A 21,129-nucleotide genomic window follows, 5' to 3' on the forward strand; every position below is an offset into this window, starting at 1 on the left:
CCGAGGCGCAGAATCCGGAGCGTTCTCCGCATCGTAAGGCGGGTCCGTGTGCGTTGCGTGGGATGCGGTCGGCGGATGTGGTGGATGCCAGGTCCGAGGGTGCGCGGTTGGCGGCGGCGGTGTCGTTGTTGCTGGCGGCGGCCAAGACTCGTGATCACATCGTGGATCGTGACAAGGCGTATGGCCGGAAGCTGGTGGCGGTGGGCGCGGGCCATATGGCGGATCGGTGGGATGCTGCCGGGGCGCGTACCGGCTCGGCGCTGGGCTTTGATGCCAGTGTGCTGAGGAAGGCGGTAGAGCGGCAGGCCCGGTTGGAGGCGGTCGGGGGGTTGGGGCTGCTGGAGTTGACCGAGCCGACGGAGACGGCGGTGGCGGCGGCGTTCGCGCACACGGCTGTTTTGGCGGGTAAGCCGCACAACGTCGAGGCGTTGGGGGAGGCGGGACGGTTCTTCGGTCGTCTGGCCCATCTGATCGACGCCGTCGAGGACTTGGAAGAGGACCGGGCCCGCGGTGTCTACAACCCGCTGCTGGCCACCGGGACTGATCTGGCCGAGGCCCGCCGGTACTGCGAGGACGCCCTGCACGGTCTGCGCCTGGCCATCGCCGACCTCGACCTGGAGGACCGGCGCCTGGTCAAGGCCCTGCTCGACCGCGAGATAGGGCGTTCGGTCGACCGGGTCTTCGCCGCCTACCCCGGTGGCCCTCCAGGCTCGCACGGCCCCGGCCCTCAGGGGCCCTATGGGCCTTCTTACCAGGACCCGTACGGACGGCAGCCGGGCCACCCGGCCGGACACCCGCCGCACACGCCCATGGGGCCGGGCTCGCCCGGCGGCGGCGACTGGAGCGGCGGAGGCGGTGGCTTCGGCGGCTTCGGTGGCGGGCACGGCCGTCCGCGGCGCCCCGGATTCCCCATTCCGTGCTTCGCCGACACCCTCGTCGGCTGCACCTGCGGCCTCTACCAGCCGAAGTGGAGCAAGTACCGGGACAAGTCCTGCAGTGGCCGCTGCTGGTGCACCCGCAACGGAAACTGCTGCGAGTGCTGCGACTCTTGCGATTGCTGCGACTGCTGACCGGCCGTCACCGGCGCCGGCGGCCGATCCGGCCGTGCGGCCGAGGCTCCCCGGGCCACCGGGTGCCGGGGTGAGGGCAAACCTCAATATGGTAGAGAGCGCCCCTGTCCCTGCACACGGAGACCAGCGACGCTCTCATCATGATCACTTCAATGGCGCGCCTCGCCGCGCTCGCCGCGGTCCTGCTGGCCCTGGGAGTGGCGTTCGCCGCGCCCGCCTCCGCGCACACCCGGCTGGTGAGCAGCTCACCGGCCCAGGACGCGCGGGCCGAGCGGGTCGACCAGGTGTCGCTGGTCTTCAGCGACCGTATCCGCAACGCCAAGGTGCTGGTCAAGGACGCCGCCGGCACGTCCTACCAGAGCGGTGAGGCCCGGCTGGACGAGCGCACCGTCACCCAGCCGCTGACCGGCCCGCTGCCCGCCGGCGCCTACACGGTGGTGTGGCGGGTGGTCGGCGAGGACGGGCACCCGATCCAGAGCGAGGACCCGCTGAAGTTCACCGTCGCCGCGCCGTCCGGCCCGTCACCGTCCGGGCAGGCCACGCCGTCCAGGGAGGGCGCACTGCCCGCCGCGGGCGGCATGGCGGTCACCGCGCCGGTCGCCGACAAGGAGGACTCCGGCGGCGGGGCCAGGTGGCTGATGATCGGCAGCGGACTGCTGCTCGGCCTGGGCATCGGCTTCGGGCTGGTGTTCCTGCGCAAGGGACCGTCCTCCGGTGAGTAGGGCGATGGTGCAGGTGACCCGCGCCGCCGCGATCGCCACGGCGGCCGCCGCCGGCACGCTGGCGGTGGCCCTCATCGTCGGCGGGGCGGCCTCTGAGGAGGTCATCCCGGGGCTCGCCGATGCGGGTGAGTTCACCCGCTGGGGGCTTCCGGCCGCCCGGGTGGTCATGGACCTGACCGCCGCGCTGACCGTGGGCGCGCTGCTGGCTGCGACGCTGCTGCTGCCGCTGGACGTCACCGGGGGCAAGGGCCGGCTGTCCGGCGACGCCACCGCCTATCTGCGGGCCTCGTCCTGGCTGGCCGCCGGCTGGGCCGCCGCCGCGGCGGCCACGCTGGTGTTCACCGTCTCCGACGTGCTCGGCGAGCCGGTGGACCTGATCCTCACCGGCGACCGGCTCAGCGGCTATGTGGGCGACCTTCCGCAGGGCACTGCGTTGCTGCTGGTGATTCTGATGGCGGTGGTGGTCGCGTTGCTGGCGCGGACCACCGCCACGCCGGGCGGCGCGTTGGCCCTGCTGGCGCTGGCCGGGATCGCCCTGCTGCCGCCGCCGCTGACCGGTCACGCGGCCTCGGCCGCCAACCACTCGGTGGCCGTCACCGGGCTGGCGCTGCACGTGGCCGCCGTGGCGCCCTGGGTGGGCGGCCTGGCGATGCTCGGCCGGCACGCGCTGACCGGCGGCGGGCGGCTGGAGGTGATGGCCGACCGCTACAGCCGGATGGCGCTGTGGTGCTACGTCGCGGTGGGGGTCAGCGGGATCGCCAACGTGGTGTCCCGGCTGCCGGACCCGGCCGACCTGGTGACCAGCGACTACGGCCGGCTGGCCCTGGGCAAGATCGTGTTGTTCGGGGTGCTGGGCTGGTTCGGCTGGTGGCACCGCCGCCGTACGCTGCCCGCCCTGGCCGACCGGCGGCCGCACGCGTTCGCCCGGCTGGCCTCGGTGGAGGTGGCGGTGATGGCCGCGGTGATGGGGCTGGCGGTGGCGCTGGCCCGCACCGCCCCGCCCGCGCCCGCCCTGGAGGAGGACGCGGTCCAGGTGCTGCTCGGCTACCCGATGCCGCCGCAGATCACCCTGGGCAACGTCGTGACGCTGTGGAAGTTGGACTTCTTCTTCGCGCTGCTGGTGGTGGTGCTGGGCGGCCTGTACCTGGCGGGACTGGCCCGGCTGCGCTCGCGCGGCGACCGCTGGCCGATCGGGCGCACCGTCGCCTGGTTCATCGGCCTGCTGACCATCGTGCTGGTCACCCAGTCCGGGCTGTCGCGGTACGCGCCGGTGCTGTTCAGCATGCACATGGTGCAGCACATGACGCTGGGCATGCTGACGCCGATCTTCCTGGTGCTGGGTGCCCCGGTGACGCTGGCGCTGCGCGCGCTGCGGCCCGCCCGGATCCGCGGCGACCGTGGCCCCCGCGAGTGGATCACGATCCTGCTGCACAGCCGGTACGTGTCGGTGCTCACCCATCCGGTGGTGGCCGCGGCGATCTTCGTGGTGAGCATGTTCGCGCTCTACTTCACGCCGCTGTTCCAGAACGCGATGCGCAACCATCTCGGGCACATCGCGATGGAGGTCCACTTCCTGGCGGCCGGGACGCTGTTCTTCTGGGTGCTGATCGGCGTGGACCCGGCGCCGCGCCGGCTGCCCCACGTGGCCAAGCTGGTGGTGCTGTTCGCCACCATGCCCTTCCACGCCTTCTTCGGGATCGCGCTGATGAACCTGGGCGAGCCGATCGCCGACGGCTGGTACCGGGCGGTGCACCCGCAGTGGGCCACCTCAGTGCTGACCGACCAGCACACCGGTGGCGCCATCGCCTGGGGCTTCGGTGAGATCCCCACGATCATCGTGCTGGTGGCCCTGGTCGGACAGTGGTTCCTGGACGACGAGCGCACCGCCCGCCGCAAGGACCGTCAGGCCGACCGGGCGGCCGCCCGCCACGAGAACGACGAACTGGCCGAGTACAACGCCCGGCTGGCCGCCCTGGCCCGGCACGACGAGCAGACCGAGGCCGAGCGCGCCGCGGCGAAGAAGACCGCCGGGAAGAAGACCGCCGCGAAGAAGGCAGGGAGCGGGAAGCCCGGGACCGCCGGGACGGCCGAGAAGACCGGGACGGCCGAGAAGTCCGACGCCCAGAAGTCCGGGGCCGCCGAGAAGGCCGGGAGCGCCGGAGCCGCCGATGAGGCGGAGGGCGCCGAGCCGGTGGGGGAGGACGCCACCTAGCCTCCCGGCCTCCCGGCCTCCTAGGGTGCGCCGCCCTCCCCCGTGCGGGGGAGCGGGCCCGTGCCCTGGGAGGAGGCCGGCGGCGGGGCCGTCTGCCAGGATCGAGGCGTGCTGTGGCGGCTGTTGCTCGAAAGGCTCACCTGGCGGCGGTGGGCCTACCTGGTCATGGGCGGGGCGCTGCTCATGCCCTATTGGTTCCTGAGCTGGGTCGTCGTCGCGTTCCTCCCGGTTCCCGCCGACCGCCCGCTGCGCGACGTGATCGCGCTGGTCCTGGCGCTGGCGCTGCCGGCCGCCGGCACCTTCGTCACCGGGCTGCTCCCCGCGGTGCGGGTGCTGGAGGCGACCGCGATCGGTGAGCTGGTCGGGGGACGGCTCGGCGAGCGGCCGGTGGAGCCGTCCCCCGACTGGCCCACCAGGCTGCGCACCGGCTGCTGGTTCTTCCTGCACACCCACGTCGGCGTGCTGGTCAGTGCGCTCAGTCTGGCTGTGCCCCCGCTGGCGCTGCTGCTGGCGGCGTTCCCGTTCATCGACCAGGGCGACGTCCTGTCCTCGCAGGGCGGGTACCACGACGGGCTCGCCCGGGCCCTGGCGCCCGGGGCGGGGCTGGCGCTGACGGTCGCGCTGCTGGGCGTGATCGCGGCGACCGGGCTGCTGGCGGCCGGGCTGGCGCCGGCCTTCCTGGGCCCCTCGCCGGCCGAGCGGCTGGCCGAGGCCGAGCGGCGGGCCGACCGGCTGGCCGAGCGCAACCGGCTGGCCCGGGAACTGCACGACTCGGTCGGGCACGCGCTGAGCGTCGTCACGCTGCAGGCCGCCGCGGCCGGACGGGTGCTGGAACGCGATCCTGACTTCGCCCGCCGGGCCCTGAGCGCGATCGAGGAGTCGGCCCGCAGCGCCCTGGCGGACCTGGACCACGTTCTCGGGCTGCTGCGTGAGGAGGCCCACGGCAGGGCCCCGCAGGCCACGCTGGCCGATCTGGACGGGCTGCTGGACAAGACCCGGCTGGCGGGGGTGCGGCTGGACGCGCGGGTCGGCGGCGGGCTCGACCGGGTGCCCGCCGTGGTGTCCCGGGAGGCGTACCGGATCGTCCAGGAAGGGCTGACCAACGCGCTGCGGCACGCCGGAAGGGTGCCCGTACGGCTGCGGATCGAGGCCGGCGACGACCGGCTGGAGGTGGAGATGAGCAACCCCCTGAACGACGCCGCGGCCGGCCGCCCCGGGCGGCGCACGGGCGGCGGCCGCGGGCTACCCGGCATCCGCGAGCGGGTCACCGTGCTGCGCGGGCGGATGCGGGCGGGCCGCGAGGGCCGGACGTGGCGGCTGTACGTCTCGCTGCCGCTGCGGTCGGGCGGGTGAGCGGGGAGATGGGCATCGACGTGCTGGTGGTGGACGACGAGCGGCTGATCAGGGCCGGGCTGCGGGCGATCATCGACGCCGAGCCGGACCTGCGGGTGGTCGGCGAGGCCTCCGACGGGGCCGAGGTCCCCGGCCAGGTGGCCCGGCTGCGCCCCGACGTGGTCCTGATGGATGTGCGGATGCCGCGGCTGGACGGCATCCAGGCGACCCGGAGCCTGCTGGCGGGCGCCGCCCCGCCCAAGGTCGTGGTCGTGACCACCTTCGAGAACGACGAGTACGTCTACGACGCGCTGCGGGCCGGGGCCAGCGGGTTCCTGCTCAAGCGGACCCGTCCCGAGGAGATCCTGCAGGCGATCCGGATGGTGGCGCACGGCGACACCCTGCTGTTCCCGGCCGCGATCCGGGCGCTGGCCGCCGAGCACGCCCGGCCCGCCGGGAACGGGGCCGACTGGCACCGGCGGCTCACCGAGCGGGAGGCGGACGTGCTGCGCCTGGTGGCGAAGGGGCGTTCCAACGCCGAGATCGCCCGGGAGCTGTTCGTCAGTCCGCAGACGGTCAAGACCCATGTCGGCAACGTGCTGGCCAAGCTGCAGGCCCGCGACCGCACCCAGGCGGTGATCCTCGCCTACGAGACCGGGTTCATTGCGCCGGGCTGACGCGGGCCGGCGTCAAGGGCTCCGGGCTGCGCGCTGAGCGGATTCGCCACCGGCGTACACCGCTGACGCGCGGCGGTCGCGGGAGGAAGGGTAGGCGGCATGCGAGATTTCCGATTCGGGTTCAACTTCTTCGACGTTCCCCCGCGGGAGGACTTCGTCGCCCGCTGCCGCACGGCCGAGCGCCTCGGCTACGACGTGGCGCTGGTTCCCGACCATCTGGGCGGGCCCGCCCCCTTCCCGACGATGGTGGCGGCGGCCGAGGCGACCGAACGGCTGCGGGTCGGCACGTTGGTGCTCAACGTTCCGTTCTGGAACCCGCACCTGCTGGCCAGGGAGGTCGCCACCGCCGACCGGCTCACCGGCGGGCGGGTCGAGCTCGGCCTGGGCGCGGGCCACATGAAGTGGGAGTTCGAGGCCGCCGGGCTGCCCTGGGAGCCGTTCGGCGCCCGGACGGACCGGCTGGCGGAGACGATCGAGGAGCTCGGGCGGCTGTTCGGCGGCCCCGGCTACGAGCAGCACGCGGCCCGGGACGCCGAATACGGCCTGGCGGAGCTGCGGCCCGTGCAGCGGCGGGGCTTCGACGGGTCGGGACCGCCGCTGCTGATCGGCGGCACCGGCGACCGGGTGCTGCGGCTGGCGGCCCGGCACGCCGACATCATCGCCTACGCCGGGGTCTACCAGCTCAAGGGCGAGCCGCCCGGCACGTTCCGGATCGGCACCGCCGCCGAGGCCGGCGAGCGGGTGGAGTTCGTGCGCGGACTGATGGGGGAGCGGGCCGACGAGGCCGAGGCGAGCATCCTGATCCAGGCCGTGGTGGTGACCGATGACCGGCGTGCGGCGGCCGAGCGGCTGTCGGCCGAACGGCTGCCGTTCCTGACCCCCGAGGAGATCCTGGAGACGCCGTTCCTGCTGATCGGCACGTACGAGCAGATGGCCGGGCAACTGGTGGAGCGGCGCGAGCGCTTCGGGTTCTCCTACATCACCGTGCACGGCCCCTACATGGAGACGTTCGGTTCGGTCATCGAGCGCCTGCGGTGAGGCGGTCTGCGGCCCGGAGCCTCACGTGCCGGCCGGTGCGGGCAGCCTGCTCTGGGTGACGGAGCCGGGGGCCTGGCCTCCGGCGGGAACGCCTCGATCATGCCGCCGATGAGGATCGTCCGCGCCGTCGGCTGAACCCGCGGCCGGTGCCGTCCCGTACCGCCTGACATCGGGCCGGGCGGTGGGGGTGGTGAGAGGGTGCAGGGACGCGGGACGGCCCCGGTGCTCGCCGGGGTGACGGCGGTCGGCCTGGTGCTGGGGCTGGCCGGATGCGAGGTGCGGGTGCCGGGCCTGGCGGCCTCGCGGGTGGAGCCGGTGGCCGAGCCGATCGCCGACCCCCGGGCGGGGGCGGACGGCTTCGCGGTACGGCTGCGGGTGATCGTCGAAGACGGCGCCACGCTGGTGCTGGTGCCGCTGCGGGTCAACGGGCGCGGGCCGTTCGAGTTCATCCTCGACACCGGCGCCTCCACCTCGACCGTCGACCGCAGGTTGGTGGGCTGGCTCGGGCTGCCCCGCACCGGCGAGACCGCGCGGGTGACCGGGGTGACCGGCAGCGCGGTGGTCCCGGTGGTCAAGCTGGCGGACTGGACGCTGGGCGGGCGGCCGCTGCGCGGGCGGCGGCTGACCGTCACCGACATCGGCGACGACCGGGTGGCCGGGCTGCTGGGCTCGGACGAACTGCGCCGTTTCGGAGCCGTCACGGTGGACTTCCGGCGGCAGCGGCTGGTGCTGCGGGCACGCTGAACGGCCAGGCGGCTCCGGCCCGGCCGACATGGGCGAACTCTTGCGCCGCATGATCCGAACGCGATTCTATTGGCCCTGTGGCTGTGTGAGCAGCCTCACGCCAGCAACCTCCCGAAAGGACGACGATGGGCGCGACGTCTCCGGTGGATCCCGCACACTGGCCGGCCGGTCTGCCACGCTCTCTGGACTACCCCGACGTTCCGGTGGGGACCATCCTCGCCGGCGCGGCCCGCCGCTGGGGCGACCGGACGGCGTTCCACTACGCCGGCCAGGACCTGTCGTACACCGAACTGGCCGCGCAGGCCGCCAGGTTCGCACACGGGTTGCGGGCCAGGGGCGTGGGCCACGGCGACGTGGTCGCCCTGCACCTGCCGAACATTCTGCAGTTCCCCATCGCCTACTACGGCACGCTGCTGGCGGGCGCCACGTTCTCCCCGTGCAACCCGTTGCTGCCGCCCGACGACCTGGCCTTCCAGCTCGACGACTGCGGCGCCGTGGCGGTGGTGACGCTGGACTTCGTCGCCGCCCCGCTGGCCCAGGTGCTGGAACGCACCAAGGTCCGCACGGTGATCGTGGCGCCGCTGCTGGGCGGGCCGGTGGACCTGGCCGGGCTGTGCGAGGGCGCGTTCGCCGAGTGCGGCGTGGACTTCGCCGCGGTCGGGGAGGGACAGCCGGACGACTTCCCGCAGGTGGACATCGACCCGGGCGTGGACCTGGCGCACATCGCCTACACCGGCGGCACCACCGGCCGCTCCAAAGGCGTGATGATCACCCACCGGAAGGTGGTCACCAACACGCTGCACTACGCCTGCTGGAACGGCGGCTCGGTCCCGGCGCGCGACGAGGAGGGCGGGCTCGTCCTGGACCAGGTCGGCTCCGAGGAGGAGTACCCCGTCCGCCTCGGTACCGGCACCATCGTCAACGTCGCGCCCTGGTTCCACGCCATGGGCACCATCGGCTACCTCAACGTCCCCGTGCTGCAGGGCGCCACCGTGGTCGCCCACCCGCGCCTGGACGTCCCCGCCTTCCTGGCCGACATGGAGAAGTTCCGCGCCACCACCCTCGGCGGCGCCCCCGCGCTGTTCTCGGCGCTGATGGCCGACCCGTCCTTCGAGTCGCGCGACCTGTCGGCGGTGCGCGTCATCTCCTCCGGCGCCGCCCCCCTGGCCGTCGAGATGCTGGGCAGGCTGCAGGACAAGTTCCCCGACGCCGTCGTCGTCGAGGCCTACGGGCTGTCCGAGGTCACCATGGGCGCCACCGCCAACCCCTCCCACCGCTCCGGTGAGCGCAAGCTCGGCACGGTCGGCGTCCCCGTCTTCGACACGCAGGTCAAGGTGGTGCCCGCCGACGCCGAGCGGGTCGACGACGCCACCCCGGGCCTGCCCGCCGGGCAGGAAGGGGAGGTCTGCATCAAGGGGCCCCAGGTCATGGTCGGCTACCTCAACCGTCCCGAGGAGACCGCCGCGGTGCTCGGCGAGGACGGCTGGCTGCGCACCGGCGACATCGGAATCATCGACGAGGACGGCTACCTGTCCATCGTCGACCGCAAGAAGGACATGCTGATCTACAACGGCTACAACGTCTACCCGCGCGAGCTGGAGGAGATCCTCTTCACCCATCCCGCGGTGACCGGCGCCGCCGTGGTGGGCCGCCCAGACCCGCAGGCCGGCGAGCTGCCGACCGCGTTCGTGGTGAGCTCCGGCGGGGTCACCGAGGACGAGCTGATGGCCTACGTCAACGAGAAGGTCGTCCCCTACAAGAAGCTGCGCGGGGTCGTCTTCGTCGACGAGATCCCGGTGTCGGCGGCGGGCAAGGTCCTCAAGCGGGAGCTGCGCGACCGCCTGTAGCGGCCCCGCTCCTCCCGAACGGCCCGGGGTGTTCGGGGAGGAGCGGACGGTTCCCGCCGTGGCCGCCCGAGCGGCTCAGCCGCCGGGGAGCTGGCCCAGGGTGACGTCGACGGTCCTGCGGGCGCCGTCGGCGGACCCCTGCGTGATGTCCACCCTGGCCACGTTCCCCGGCGCGAGCCGGGCCAGCACCTGGGACAGCTGGGCCTGGTCGGGTGTCGGGGTGCCGTTGACGGCGACGATGATGTCACCGGGCCTGATGCCCGCCTTGGCGGCGCCCCCGTTCTCGCTCACCGAGACGACCTCCACCCCCGCGGGCCGCCCGGTCCGCAGGTCGAGCACCGTGCGGACGGTGACACCGAGGGCCGCCCGGCCGGAGTTGCCGACCCTGCCCTCCTTGATCAGCTGCGGGACGATGTTCTTGACGGTGGCGCTGGGGGTGGCGAAGCCGATGCCGGGCGCGGCCCCGCCCTGCGGGTTGTTGGCGGCCGCGGTGGGGATGCCGATCACCTCGCCGGCCAGCGTCACCAGCGCGCCGCCGCTGTTGCCCGGGTTGATCGGCGCGCTGGTCTGGATGGCCTGGGCGATGGTCGACCCGGGGAAGTCGCCCTCCGGGGCGGTGGTGACGCTGCGCCCGGTCGCCGAGACGATGCCGTCGGTGGCGCTGCCGGACAGGCCGAGCGGATTGCCCATCGCCAGCACGATCTGGCCGACGCGCAGCCTGGCCGAGTCGCCGAACTTGGCCGGCGGCAGCCTGCCGCCGTCCACCTTGACCACCGCCAGGTCGTCGGCGGCGAACGAGCCCACCAGGGAGGCGGACATCGGCCGGCCCCCGCTGGCCGGCACGACCCGGATCCGGTCGGCCCCGGCGACCACGTGGGCGTTGGTGACGATGTGGCCGCTGGCGTCGTAGACCACACCGGAACCCTCGGACTTGCCGGTGTCGATCTGCACCACCGAGGGCAGCACGGCCCTGACGACCTTCTCGTACTGCTGTTCCAGCCCGGCGGCGTCCTGGTCGACGGCCACCGTTGCCGTGCCGGTGCTCCCGACGCCGCGCTGCTGCGACTGCGGTGCGCTGCATCCGGCGGCCAGGCCCAGCGCGAGCAGCACCGCCGCCCCGGCCCTTCCCGCGACCTTCAACCCGCCGTGGAGCCCGGCGTCCGTCTTCGGTCCCGCCTGAAGTGCGGCGTTCATCTCCGGTCCCGCCTGAAGTGCGGCGTTCATCTTCGACCCCGCCTGAAGTCCGGCGTTCATGCCCCACCTCCCGCCATGGTTGTCCCCGTCAGGTGGGGCTTAACCGGGTGCGGGGACGGGCGCGGCGCCCGCCGGGCCACGATCGGTGACCTGCTCTTACGCGTCGTTTACCTGCGATTCGTTAGAAAGGTGACGCCAGGGAACCCATCCGATCGGGGGATCATGGACGCCGTCACCCTGTCCGAGCTCCGTAAACCGCGTGCGTTCCCGGCCGTCTCGGTGATGACCTCCACCCACCGGCACGCGCCCGCCGACCGGCAGGACCCGGCCCGGTTGCGCGCCCTGCTCACCAGGGTGCGCCGTCGGCTGGAGGCGGACGCCCGCGTCTCGCCCGGCACCGCGCGGGAGGTGGTGCACGGGCTACAGCGGGCCGTCGCCCAGGTCGACCTCGGTCACGCCGGCGACGGGCTGGTCCTGTTCGCGGCGCCGGACGGGGAGCACCATGCCTTCCTGCTGGACCAGCCGGTGGAGGAGCGCGTGGTGATCGACCACACGTTCGCCACCCGCGATCTGGTGGCCGCCCACACCCGCAGCACCCGCTACTGGCTGCTGGTGCTGTCGGACGTCACCCGCCTGTGGGACGGCCGGGCCGACGAGCTCACCGAGGTCGCCGCGGCGGGCTTCCCGCTCGGCCTGCCGGCCGGCGCCGCCGACCGCGCCACTCGGCTCGGCCCCGAGGCCGCCGCCGCGCTCGGCGTGGTGAACGGCCGCGACCCGCGTCCGGTCATTGTCGCCGGCGTCACCCGCGACCAGGCGCGCTTCGAACGAGCCGCCCGCGGGTCGATCGTGCTGGCCGGCCGGATCGACGGCGACCACGCCCAGACCTCCGCCGGCGACCTGGCCGAGCTGGCCCGCTCGGTGCTGGGGGCTTACGAGGACCTGCGCGAGGTCTCGGTCCTGTCGGAGTTGGAGGCCGCCCGCGGCCTGCGGCGGTACGCCGCCGGGCTGGCGGAGGTGGCACGGCTGGCTGAGGAGGGGCGCGGCGCCCATCTGGTGGTCGAGCGTGGCTACTACGCCGCCGCCGGGCCCGCCAGGAGCCGCCCGGACCGGGTGGACGGCTCACCGCACGCCGGTGTCGTCGGCGACGCGGTGGACGGCGTCATCGAGACCGTGCTGGCGTACGGCGGCGAGGTCACCTTCGTCTCCGACGGCTTCCTGGTCGACCACGACCGCATCGCCCTCGTCGTGCGGTATTGACCGCCACAGACTTTTTCCCACCGCCCCATTCACGGCGAGGAGGTACCCGACGCCTCCTCGCCGTGCTCCAAGCCCGCCGTCAGCCCGAGTTGAGCCAGCGGACGGCCTCGTCCCCGAGCACCGAGCGCACGGCGAGGATCACCGCGCCCAAGGTCAGGGCGGGCGCGATCACCCAGCGTTCCACCTTGCCGTCCGTACGCGGCACCAGCGGGATGTCCACCCGCCACTTGGCGGGCCAGAACACCGGACAGCCGCGCGGGGTCAGGCAGTCCCCGGCCACGTGCGCCAGGCAGCCCAGGGTGACGGCGTAGCCCACGAAGCTCATGTCGAGGTCGCGCATCAGCCAGACGGCCAGCGCGGCCACCGCGCAGTCGGCCACCGACGACCAGACCTCGTGCTTTTCGAAGTCCAGGCCGATACCGCGCAGCCCGAACCCGACGGTGACGAACAGCGCCGCCCACCACCCGTACACGAAGTGGGTGGCCAGCAGGTCCATGGCCAGGCCGACGCCGACGGCGAACAGGATCGAGTGGGTGGCCTGCCGGTGCCCCCCGGAGATCTTGCCGACCCACTTGCAGAACCCCTTGCTGACGGGCCCCATGGTGTTGGCGATCCGGCCGTTGTGGTGATCGACGTCCGGCAGCAGCGCTGCGCCCGCGCACACCACCGTGCCCGCCAGCACCTGGGCCGGCGACAGCGTGACCGCGAAGTCGCCCAGCAGCCGCTCCTGGGACAGGAAGGGAACCGCTCCCAGCCATGCCACCGCGCCGCTGAGGGCGTGCGTGCGCCCCATCATGGCAGGTCCACCCAAATGATCATCACGGCCGGACTGTAACCGGCCAGGTGTCCCCACCGGCGGCGGCGCGCCGGAACCGGCCATGTCCGACATGTGCCAGGCCTGCCCCGCCCGGCCGCCCGGGACGCCGGGGCCGGGCCGCCCACCGCCGGCCCGCCGCACGAGGCACCCGGCCCGGGCGCCCCCATGCCCGGGAATCCGGCCGCCCCGGAAGCACTGCAAACGGCCGGCCCCGCCGCGCCGACCCGGTCTCCGATCCAGCCTTCGGCTCGGCTTTCGGCTCGGTCTCCGGCCCGGCCTTCGGCTTGGCCACCGGCTCGGCCTTCGGTCCGGATCGGTCGGTGGGCGAGTCGGTGGGCCGGGAGGGCGGCGTCCGTACGCACGGTGGGCTCAGGGCAGTCAGGGCAGGAAGACGCCGTACTCGGCGAGGTCGGTGGTCAGCGCGGGCGGTAGCGCGGCCAGCGTGGACAGCTCCTCGGCGGACAGGAAGCCGCCGGTCTCGCCGCGCACCTTCTCGATCCGGCGGGCCAACTCGTCGGTGATGCCGGGCAGCATGGCCAGCACCCCGGCCGGGGCGTGATTGACGTCGATCAGCCCGCCGTCGTCGTAGCGGCGGGGCAGGTCCGGCCGGCCGATGCGCAGCTCCTTGGCCATGGCGGGGTCGGTGGCGGCCAGCTCGCGGGCTTTGGCCCGCAGCAGCCGCTGCCGTCGCACCAGCCCGATCGCCGCCGCGTTGCCGGCCACGCCGCCCGTCCCCTCGGGGTCGAACACCCGGCGCCGCACCAGGAACGCGTGGAAGCAGCCCACCACCGTCTGGGTGAGCAGGCAGGCCCCGTACAGCCGTTCGGCACCGGGGTCGGTGTCGATGTCGGGCAGCAGCACCGTCTGCAGCGCGAACAGGCCCAGGTAAATCACCGAGGCGATCATCAGATGGCCGGTGCGGCGCCAGATGGCCGCGCCCGCGAACACGAACGGGGTGGCCCAGCCCAGCGTCAGGAACGGCAGCGCCGCCCAGGTGACGCTGAGCGCCGCCCGTCCCGGCGACATGCCGTCGGAGGGCACCCGGGGCCCGTACGGAACTGGAGGGGTCATCCGTGGCGGCTCCCGTGCCGAGGGGAACTGGGTTTTCCGATCTCCTACCCGCCGGGGCGGTCAGGGAAGAGTGAGGATTTCGTGACCGTCCTCGGTGACCACGATCGTGTGCTCGAACTGGGCGGTGCGCCTGCGGTCCTTGGTGACCACCGTCCAGCCGTCCTGCCAGATGTCGTAGTCGATCGTGCCGAGGGTGAGCATCGGCTCGATGGTGAACGTCATCCCCGGCTGCATCACGGTGGTGGCGTTCGGGTCGTCGTAGTGCGGGATGATCAGCCCGGAGTGGAAGGTGGTGCCGATGCCGTGCCCGGTGAAGTCGCGCACCACCCCGTAGCCGAACCGGCGCGCGTACGCCTCGATCACCCGGCCGATCACGTTGACGGCCCGGCCCGGGGCGACCGCGCGGATGCCGCGCATCATCGCCTCCCGGGTCCGCTCGACCAGCAGCCGGGACTCCTCGTCCACCGTGCCGCACAGATAGGTGGCGTCGGTGTCGCCGTGCACGCCGTCGATGTAGGCGGTGATGTCGATGTTGACGATGTCACCGTCGCGCAGCACGGTGTCGTCGGGGATGCCGTGGCAGATCACCTCGTTGATGGAGGTGCACAGCGACTTGGGGAAGCCCCGGTAGCCCAGCGTGGACGGGTAGGCCCCGTGGTCGAGCAGGAACTCGTGCCCGATGCGGTCGAGCTCGTCGGTGGTGACGCCGGGCCGTACGTGCCTGCCGACCTCCTCCAGCGCCTGCGCGGCGATCCGGCCGGCCACCCGCATCCGCTCGATCATCTCGGGGGACTTGACGTCCGGCTCGCCGGTGCGGGGGCGTTTCTTCCCGACGTACTCCGGGCGGGTGATGTGCGCGGGTACCTTGCGCATGGGCGAGACGCGTCCTGGCCGGAGTTGGGTCGTCATGCCACTGGAGTGTAGTTGCCCCGCTGCGGGCACGACTGTCGGCACAACCCCTCTATCGGGAGGTATCGGGTGAAGAACTCCGACGACGACTGGTGGTTCTGCCTCAGGCACATGCGCGTGGAGCACGGCGCGGGCTGTGCGAACAAGGACCGGATGGGTCCCTACCGGACGGAGTCCGAGGCCGCCGGGGCGCTGGAGCTGGCCCGCCGGCGCAACGAGGCGTGGAACGCCCAGGACGAGGACTGATCCCGGAACGACCACCCCCCGAGCCCGGCCGTGATCGCCGGCCGGGCTCCCGCACGACGCCGGGCCGGGCGTCACGGTCGCCCGGCCCGGTTCAGCGGCCGACCACCGCGTACGCACGGACAGGGAACGTGCCCATCCCAGCGATCGGCGGCGGCACGGCGGTGAACCGGAAGCCGTCGGGCGGCAGCTCCTCCAGCCCGCGCAGGTGCTCGACGATCGGGACACCGGCCGCCAGCAGGCCGGTGTGCGCGGGCCGGCTCTTGTCGGCCATGTCGTCGATGTTCACCGAGTCGATGCCCACCAGCGCGGCGCCCGCGCCGATCAGCGCGTCCACCGCCGCCCGGGTGAGGTGCGGGTGGTCGGGCGCGCCGTACCGCTCGGTGCCGAAGTGCCGGCTCCAGCCGGTGGCGACCAGCACCGCCCGGCCCGCGACGTCCACGCCCGCCAGGTCGGCGGCGTCCAGCGCGCGGTGCCCGGGCCGCGGCCGCACCACCACGCCGGGCAGGTCGGCCAGCCGTTCCAGCGGGAACTCGCTCAGGTCGGTGCCGTCGGCGTACCAGTGGAACGGGGTGTCCACATAGGTGCCGGTGTTGGAGACCAGGGTGATCTCGCCGATCTGGAACGCGATGTCCGGCCCGAACCGCTCGGCGGTCTGCGCCCGGGAGACGTGGTCGGTGATGCGCGGCCCGGGGAGGCCGGGGTAGGTCACCATGCCCGCGGTGACGCGGTGGCTCAGCTCGATGAAGGTCATGCGCCCAGTGTCGCCCAGGCGTCGATCAGTCGTCGGTCACCGGGCCGCTGACCCTGTCCAGCAGGCGGGCCAGCCGGTCGCGCAGCCCGTGACGGCGCTGCGGCGGCGCGCCGGCCGCGGCGCTGACCAGGTGCTGGGCGCCGTCGAACGACAGCAGGCGCTCGCGTGGCGGCACGACCAGCGCCTCGTGGGCCAGGCCGGACAGCTCCCGGTCGCCGCCGTCGAGGGTGAGGATCGTCGCGCCGGTGCGGCGCGCGTCGTCCACCCGTTCCAGCAGCGGGACGGGCGCCTTGTCCTCGGCCACCACGAACAGCGCCTCGCCGCGCCTGACCGCCTCCAGCCGTTCCAGGCCCACGCGCAGATGGGGCGGCGCCTGCGGCGGGGGAGACCAGCGCACCAGCGTGGGGGACAGCTCGGGGATGTGGTTGAGGCGGCTCTCGTCGTCCAGATGGGCCGCCATGTGCCAGGGCTCGCCGGTGGGGGTGCCCACCAGTAGCAGACCCCCGGGCTCGCGGGCGGACCCGCGCAGCGCGCGCGCGAACTCCCCGGTCCGCTCCAGCCAGCCGGTGGCGGAGAGGACCTCGCGCAGCATCGCGACCTGGTCTGCGTCCACGGAGTCCATCGTGCCGCAGCGGCGGCGGGCGCGGGCGCGAACGGCGGAGCCGCCGCGCGGCCGCCGGGGGCGCTTTGGGAGGATCGGGCCATGAGTGAGCAGAAGACGCCCTACGACCTCCCGGACGTCGCCGGGCTCTCCCTCGGCATCCTGGGCGGCACCGGCGACCAGGGCAAGGGGCTGGCCCGGCGGTTCGCGCTGGCCGGGCACCAGGTGACCATCGGGTCCCGCCGGGCCGAGCGGGCCCAGCAGGCCGCCGACGACCTGGGCCTGTCGGTGCGCGGCGCGGACAACGCCGTCGCCGCCGCCGAGCCCGACGTGGTGATCGTCGCGGTGCCCTGGGAGGGGCACAAGGACCTGCTGGAGTCGCTGCGCGCGGAACTGGCGGGCAAGATCGTCATCGACTGCGTGAACCCGCTGGGCTTCGACAAGCGGGGGGCGTTCGCGCTGCCCGTCGAGGAGGGCAGCGCGGCCGAGCAGGCGGCGGCGGTGCTCCCCGACAGCCGGGTGGTGGCCGCCTTCCACCACGTGTCGGCCAAGCTGCTGCTCGACCCCGAGGTCGAGGAGATGGAGTTGGACGTGCTGGTGCTGGGCGACGACCGGGAGGCCACCGACCTGGTGCAGGCCCTGGCCGGGCGGATCGGGGGGATGCGCGGCGTCTACGGCGGCCGGCTGCGCAACGCCCACCAGGTCGAGGCGTTCACCGCCAACCTGATCTCCATCAACCGCCGCTACAAGGCCCACGCGGGCCTGCGGATCACGGACGTGTGACCCGTCTCCCCGGGCCGGCGACCCGGTCCGGGGAGGCACGTATGCCCAGGTCGGCGTAGTATCGCAGCGTGTTCGACGAGGTGTCCGCACGTGAGCCGCGGGTGCTGCTGCCCTCGGCCAAGGTGGGGCCCCTGCGCGCCGTGCTGCACCGGCTCGGCATCGCCCTGGCGCTGGTGCTGGCGGTCGGGACCGCCGTCTACCTGGACCGCAGCGGCTACCGGGACATCGACGGGTCGATGGGCCTGCTGGACGCCTTCTACTACGCCACCGTCACCATGTCGACGACCGGGTACGGGGACATCGTCCCGGTCAGCCATGTGGCGCGCCTGGTCAACGTCGTGTTCATCACGCCCGCGCGGGTGCTGTTCCTGATCGTCCTGATCGGCACCACCCTGGAGGTGCTGGCCGAGCGGACCCGCACGGACTGGCGGCTGTCCCGTTGGAGGGAGCGGATGCACGACCACATCGTGGTCGCCGGGTACGGCACCAAGGGCCGCAGCGCCATCCGGACGCTGCTGGGGGCGGGCGAGTCCCCGGAATCGATCGTCGTGGTGGATCCGGACCCGGCGAAGATCGCCGAGGCGACCGGGGCTGGCCTGGCCGGGGTGGTGGGCGACGCCACCCGCAGCAAGGTGCTGCTGCGGGCGGAGGCGGACCGGGCCCGCGAGATCGTGATCGCCGCCCACCGCGACGACACCGCGGTGCTGATCACGCTGACCGCCCGGCAGCTCAACCCCAAGGTGGGCATCCACGCGGCGGTGCGCGAGTCGGAGAACGCCCCGCTGCTCCTGCAGAGCGGCGCCGACCACGTCATCACCTCCTCGGAGGCGGCGGGCCGGCTGCTGGGCATCACCACCACCCAGCCCCACGTGAGCGAGATCATGGAGGACCTGCTGGAGCAGGGCACCGGGATGGACCTGGTGGAACGGGAGGTCACCGCCGCGGAGACGGGCGGGCCGATCGGCGCGGTGGCCGAGCCCGCCATCGCGGTCGTCCGGGACGGCCGCATGCTGCCCTACAGCGATCCCGCCTGCGCACGGCTCATCGAGGGGGACCGACTCGTCGTGGTCCGCGCCGGCAGGCCCCGGGCCGCCCAAGGGCGTGCGCTGACCGGCGGGCGGGGGCGCGGCTCCCGCCCGCCGGCCGGCGGTCAGCGGTAGGAGTGCTCGGGGGCGGGGAAGCTGCCCTCGCAGACCTCCGCGGCGAACGCGCGGGCCGCGTCGCCGAGCACGGTGGCCACGTCGGCGTACTTCTTGACGAACTTGGCGGTGCGCGGGGTCAGCCCGGCCATGTCCTGCCAGACCAGCACCTGGGCGTCGCAGGCGTCCCCGGCGCCGATGCCGATCGTGGGGATGGACAGCGAGGCGGTCACCCGGGCAGCCAGCTCGCCGGGCACGCATTCCAGGACCACGGCGAAGGCGCCGGCCGCCTCCAGGGCCTTGGCGTCGGCCATCAGCTGCTCGCCGGCCTCTCCACGGCCCTGCACCCGGTAGCCGCCGAACACGTTCACCGACTGCGGGGTGAGGCCGAGGTGGCCCATCACCGGGATGCCCGCGGCGACCATCGCCTCGGCCTGGGGCAGGACCCGGCGCCCGCCCTCCAGCTTGACCGCGTGCGCGCCGGTCTCCTTCAGGAAGCGCACCGCGGTGGCCAGCCCCTCCTGGACGCTGGCCTGGTAGGAGCCGAACGGCAGGTCGGCCACGACCATCGCCCGGCGCGAGCCGCGCACCACGGCGGCGGTCAGCGGGATCAGGTCCTCGACGGTCACCGGGATGGTGGAGTCGTAGCCGTACACCACCATGGCGGCCGAGTCGCCGACCAGCAGGACGGGGATGCCCGCCTCGTCGAACACGCGCGCCGTCATGGCGTCGTAGGCGGTCAGCATCGGCCACTTCTCGCCGCGCTGCTTGGCGGCGGCGATGTCGCGTACGGTGACCCGCCGGTCGGTACCGGCCTTGCCGCCGTAGAGCGCGGTCGACTGGCCTGACTGGGCGGGGCTGGAGACGGCAGAAGACATGGCAAACAACCTCCGGTCTCGAGGCGCCACGGTGGCGTACCCGGACGGAATCGATGATCCCACGGACAAAACGGATCCGGTACCCCCGGACATTCCCGAAAGATGCCCCAGCGGTGACCGGTGGATGACCCTCCCGCCAATACGAAACGATACGGTTGCGTATCGTTGGAAGGGAGTCCGATGTCCGGCCCCCGGGCACGGAACACGGACACATCGCCGGCCCATTCCCGCGGCCCGAAGGAGAAGCGTGCAACCGCATCCCCCCGTCGAGCAGGCGGGGCACCCCCGCCGCTGGGCGATCCTCGGCGTGCTGGTCTTCAGCCTGCTGGTGGTCGTCCTGGACAACACCATCCTCAACGTTGCGCTGCGCACCATCGCCGACCCGCGGCAGGGCTTGGGCGCCACCCAGAGCGAGCTGCAGTGGGCCATCGACTCCTACACGCTGGTGTTCGCCGGGCTGCTGTTCACCTTCGGGGTGGTCGGTGACCGGCTGGGCCGCAAGCGGGTGCTGGTGGCGGGCATGGTGGTCTTCGGGCTGGCCTCGCTGGCCTCGGCCTACTCGCGCAGTCCCGAGCAGCTGGTCGCGGCCCGGGCGCTGATGGGCCTGGGCGGCGCGGCGATCATGCCGCAGACCCTGTCGATCATCACCAACGTCTTCGACCCGGGCGAGCGCGGCCGGGCCATCGGGATCTGGTCCGGGGCGGTCGGGCTGGCCGTGGCGATCGGCCCGGTCACCGGCGGCCTGCTGCTGGACCACTTCTGGTGGGGCTCGGTGTTCCTGGTCAACGTGCCGATCGTGACGGTCGGCACCATCGCGATGCTGCTGCTGGTCCCCGAGTCCCGCAACCCGCGTCCGGGCCGGATCGACCCCCTCGGGGTGCTGCTGTCGGTCGTTGGCCTGGTCGCCCTGTCGTACGGGATCATCGAGGGCGGCCGGGGCGGCTCCTGGCTGGAGCCGATGGTGCTCGGGCCCGTCGCCGCCGGGCTGGCGGTGATCGCCCTGTTCGTGTGGCACGAGGCCCGCTCCGACCATCCCGCCTTCGACGTGCGGCTGTTCCGGGATCCCCGGCTGTCGGTGGCGGTCGGCTCCATCGCCTTCTGCTTCTTCGCCACCTCCGGGGTGTTCTTCTTCGGCTCGTTCTACCTGCAGTCCGTCCGGGGCCTGAGCCCCCTGCAGGCGGGCCTGATGATGCTGCCGTTCGCGGCGGCGCAGCTGATCTTCTCCCCGCGCAGCGCGGCCATGGTGCGGCGGTACGGGGCCAAGGCGGTCTGCACCACCGGGATGCTGCTGGTGACGCTGGCGATGGCCGGCTACCAACTGTGCGACGAGAGCAGCCCGCTGTGGGTGTTCGGCGTCGTCGCCTTCGTCCAGGGGTCGGGCATGGCCAACGTGATGCCGCCGGCCACCGAGTCGGTCATGTCGGCGCTGCCCCGCGAGAAGGCCGGCGCCGGATCGGCGATCAACAACACCGCCCGGCAGGTCGCGGTCGCGATGGGCGTGGCCGTGCTCGGCTCGCTGGTCGCCTCGGTCTACCGCGGCGACATGCGCGACCTGCTGGCCCGGCTGCCCGAGAGTCTGCCCGAGGGGGTCCGGCACGCGGCCGGCGAGTCCATCGAGGGCACGCTGGCGGTCGCCGCCCGGCTGGGCCCGGCCGGGGAGGGTCTCGTCGGGCCCGCGCACACGGCGTTCGTGCACGGCATGCACGTCGCCGCGGTGGGATCGGCGATCGTCGCGTTCGTCGGTGCCATGCTGGTGCTCAGGTGGATGCCGGGGCGTGCTGCGCCCGAGCCTCCGCTCGCCGACAGCGGGCCCCGGCGGGTCCGCCAGCGGCTGTGACGGC

The 21,129-nt window shown here is 73.4% G+C and carries 20 protein-coding genes; 13 read left to right on the forward strand and 7 right to left on the reverse strand.

Going from position 1 to position 21,129, the window contains the following annotated elements:
• The 8 genes from C4U03_RS00005 to C4U03_RS00040 all read left to right on the forward strand — a co-directional run.
• Positions 1-1,070 (forward strand): DUF5685 family protein (locus C4U03_RS00005; RefSeq protein WP_103936232.1); only part of this gene is annotated, 1,070 nt, incomplete at its 5' end.
• A gap of 140 nt (positions 1,071-1,210) precedes the next feature.
• Positions 1,211-1,792: a copper resistance CopC family protein gene (locus C4U03_RS00010; protein ID WP_103935507.1), complete on the forward strand. Its 582-nt coding sequence runs from the start codon at positions 1,211-1,213 to the stop codon at positions 1,790-1,792.
• A 4-nt stretch (positions 1,793-1,796) separates the two neighbouring features.
• Positions 1,797-4,004 (forward strand): bifunctional copper resistance protein CopD/cytochrome c oxidase assembly protein, encoded by a 2,208-nt coding sequence (locus C4U03_RS00015; RefSeq protein WP_146087245.1) that lies wholly within the window; start codon positions 1,797-1,799, stop codon positions 4,002-4,004.
• A 60-nt stretch (positions 4,005-4,064) separates the two neighbouring features.
• The gene (locus C4U03_RS00020; RefSeq protein ID WP_235017513.1) at positions 4,065-5,357 is read left to right on the forward strand and encodes a sensor histidine kinase; all 1,293 of its coding nucleotides are present in this window, start codon (positions 4,065-4,067) and stop codon (positions 5,355-5,357) included.
• An 8-nt stretch (positions 5,358-5,365) separates the two neighbouring features.
• Positions 5,366-6,013, forward strand: a complete 648-nt coding sequence (locus tag C4U03_RS00025) for a response regulator (protein WP_103935508.1) — start codon at positions 5,366-5,368, stop codon at positions 6,011-6,013.
• A 99-nt stretch (positions 6,014-6,112) separates the two neighbouring features.
• Positions 6,113-7,051, forward strand: a complete 939-nt coding sequence (locus tag C4U03_RS00030; protein ID WP_103935509.1) for an LLM class F420-dependent oxidoreductase — start codon at positions 6,113-6,115, stop codon at positions 7,049-7,051.
• A gap of 198 nt (positions 7,052-7,249) precedes the next feature.
• Positions 7,250-7,795: a retropepsin-like aspartic protease gene (locus C4U03_RS00035; protein ID WP_160146877.1), complete on the forward strand. Its 546-nt coding sequence runs from the start codon at positions 7,250-7,252 to the stop codon at positions 7,793-7,795.
• Between the two features lie 125 nt (positions 7,796-7,920).
• On the forward strand, positions 7,921-9,642 hold the full coding sequence (locus C4U03_RS00040) for a class I adenylate-forming enzyme family protein (protein WP_103935511.1): 1,722 nt from the start codon (positions 7,921-7,923) through the stop codon (positions 9,640-9,642).
• A 75-nt stretch (positions 9,643-9,717) separates the two neighbouring features.
• On the opposite strand, the gene C4U03_RS00045 is transcribed toward C4U03_RS00040, so the two are convergent.
• Entirely contained in the window at positions 9,718-10,896 is a 1,179-nt protein-coding gene (locus C4U03_RS00045; RefSeq protein ID WP_235017514.1) for a S1C family serine protease, read from the reverse strand.
• A 162-nt stretch (positions 10,897-11,058) separates the two neighbouring features.
• Here C4U03_RS00045 and C4U03_RS00050 point away from each other — a divergent pair, with 162 nt between their 5' ends.
• Entirely contained in the window at positions 11,059-12,093 is a 1,035-nt protein-coding gene (locus C4U03_RS00050) for a baeRF3 domain-containing protein (protein ID WP_103935513.1), read from the forward strand.
• A 79-nt stretch (positions 12,094-12,172) separates the two neighbouring features.
• On the opposite strand, the gene C4U03_RS00055 is transcribed toward C4U03_RS00050, so the two are convergent.
• The 3 genes from C4U03_RS00055 to map form a co-directional block, all read right to left on the reverse strand.
• Positions 12,173-12,889, reverse strand: a complete 717-nt coding sequence (locus C4U03_RS00055; protein WP_200826939.1) for a metal-dependent hydrolase — start codon at positions 12,887-12,889, stop codon at positions 12,173-12,175.
• Positions 12,890-13,288: 399 nt separating this feature from the next.
• Positions 13,289-13,981, reverse strand: coding sequence for a ComEA family DNA-binding protein (locus tag C4U03_RS00060; RefSeq protein WP_103935514.1), 693 nt, complete (start codon positions 13,979-13,981; stop codon positions 13,289-13,291).
• A gap of 60 nt (positions 13,982-14,041) precedes the next feature.
• Complete coding sequence (gene map, locus C4U03_RS00065) at positions 14,042-14,890, reverse strand: type I methionyl aminopeptidase (RefSeq protein WP_103935515.1); 849 nt, start codon at positions 14,888-14,890, stop codon at positions 14,042-14,044.
• A gap of 69 nt (positions 14,891-14,959) precedes the next feature.
• Here map and C4U03_RS40250 point away from each other — a divergent pair, with 69 nt between their 5' ends.
• Complete coding sequence (locus C4U03_RS40250; RefSeq protein ID WP_160146878.1) at positions 14,960-15,136, forward strand: hypothetical protein; 177 nt, start codon at positions 14,960-14,962, stop codon at positions 15,134-15,136.
• A gap of 91 nt (positions 15,137-15,227) precedes the next feature.
• Here C4U03_RS40250 and C4U03_RS00070 read toward each other — a convergent pair whose 3' ends face one another.
• Positions 15,228-15,887 carry a cyclase family protein gene (locus tag C4U03_RS00070; RefSeq protein ID WP_103935516.1) on the reverse strand — a complete coding sequence of 220 codons (660 nt, stop codon included), beginning with the start codon at positions 15,885-15,887 and terminating at the stop codon, positions 15,228-15,230.
• Between the two features lie 25 nt (positions 15,888-15,912).
• Positions 15,913-16,500: a hypothetical protein gene (locus C4U03_RS00075; protein ID WP_200826940.1), complete on the reverse strand. Its 588-nt coding sequence runs from the start codon at positions 16,498-16,500 to the stop codon at positions 15,913-15,915.
• Positions 16,501-16,590: 90 nt separating this feature from the next.
• Between C4U03_RS00075 and npdG the strand changes: the two genes are divergently transcribed.
• Positions 16,591-17,271, forward strand: a complete 681-nt coding sequence (npdG, locus tag C4U03_RS00080) for an NADPH-dependent F420 reductase (protein WP_103935518.1) — start codon at positions 16,591-16,593, stop codon at positions 17,269-17,271.
• A gap of 68 nt (positions 17,272-17,339) precedes the next feature.
• A complete protein-coding gene (locus C4U03_RS00085; RefSeq protein WP_103935519.1) occupies positions 17,340-18,431 on the forward strand; it encodes a potassium channel family protein in 1,092 nt (363 codons plus the stop codon).
• Here C4U03_RS00085 and panB read toward each other — a convergent pair.
• Complete coding sequence (gene panB / locus C4U03_RS00090; protein ID WP_103935520.1) at positions 18,422-19,288, reverse strand: 3-methyl-2-oxobutanoate hydroxymethyltransferase; 867 nt, start codon at positions 19,286-19,288, stop codon at positions 18,422-18,424. The genes C4U03_RS00085 and panB overlap by 10 nt on opposite strands.
• A gap of 247 nt (positions 19,289-19,535) precedes the next feature.
• Here panB and C4U03_RS00095 point away from each other — a divergent pair, with 247 nt between their 5' ends.
• Positions 19,536-21,125 carry an MFS transporter gene (locus C4U03_RS00095; RefSeq protein ID WP_103935521.1) on the forward strand — a complete coding sequence of 530 codons (1,590 nt, stop codon included), beginning with the start codon at positions 19,536-19,538 and terminating at the stop codon, positions 21,123-21,125.
• Positions 21,126-21,129: the final 4 nt, after the last annotated feature.

Origin of the sequence: Thermomonospora echinospora (genome assembly GCF_900108175.1) — a bacterium.
Lineage (GTDB): Bacteria > Actinomycetota > Actinomycetes > Streptosporangiales > Streptosporangiaceae > Thermomonospora > Thermomonospora echinospora.

Excerpts from the sequence above, each read along its gene's own strand:
- C4U03_RS00025 (WP_103935508.1), top strand. The coding sequence starts at position 5,366 with ATGGGCATCGACGTGCTGGTGGTGGACGACGAGCGGCTGATCAGGGCC.
- C4U03_RS00070 (WP_103935516.1), bottom strand. The coding sequence starts at position 15,887 with ATGACCTTCATCGAGCTGAGCCACCGCGTCACCGCGGGCATGGTGACC.
- C4U03_RS00010 (WP_103935507.1), top strand. The coding sequence starts at position 1,211 with ATGATCACTTCAATGGCGCGCCTCGCCGCGCTCGCCGCGGTCCTGCTG.
- C4U03_RS00045 (WP_235017514.1), bottom strand. The coding sequence starts at position 10,896 with ATGAACGCCGGACTTCAGGCGGGGTCGAAGATGAACGCCGCACTTCAG.
- panB (WP_103935520.1), bottom strand. The coding sequence starts at position 19,288 with ATGTCTTCTGCCGTCTCCAGCCCCGCCCAGTCAGGCCAGTCGACCGCG.
- C4U03_RS00055 (WP_200826939.1), bottom strand. The coding sequence starts at position 12,889 with ATGATGGGGCGCACGCACGCCCTCAGCGGCGCGGTGGCATGGCTGGGA.
- C4U03_RS00015 (WP_146087245.1), top strand. The coding sequence starts at position 1,797 with ATGGTGCAGGTGACCCGCGCCGCCGCGATCGCCACGGCGGCCGCCGCC.
- C4U03_RS00050 (WP_103935513.1), top strand. The coding sequence starts at position 11,059 with ATGGACGCCGTCACCCTGTCCGAGCTCCGTAAACCGCGTGCGTTCCCG.
- C4U03_RS00040 (WP_103935511.1), top strand. The coding sequence starts at position 7,921 with ATGGGCGCGACGTCTCCGGTGGATCCCGCACACTGGCCGGCCGGTCTG.
- npdG (WP_103935518.1), top strand. The coding sequence starts at position 16,591 with ATGAGTGAGCAGAAGACGCCCTACGACCTCCCGGACGTCGCCGGGCTC.
- C4U03_RS00030 (WP_103935509.1), top strand. The coding sequence starts at position 6,113 with ATGCGAGATTTCCGATTCGGGTTCAACTTCTTCGACGTTCCCCCGCGG.
- map (WP_103935515.1), bottom strand. The coding sequence starts at position 14,890 with ATGACGACCCAACTCCGGCCAGGACGCGTCTCGCCCATGCGCAAGGTA.
- C4U03_RS00060 (WP_103935514.1), bottom strand. The coding sequence starts at position 13,981 with ATGACCCCTCCAGTTCCGTACGGGCCCCGGGTGCCCTCCGACGGCATG.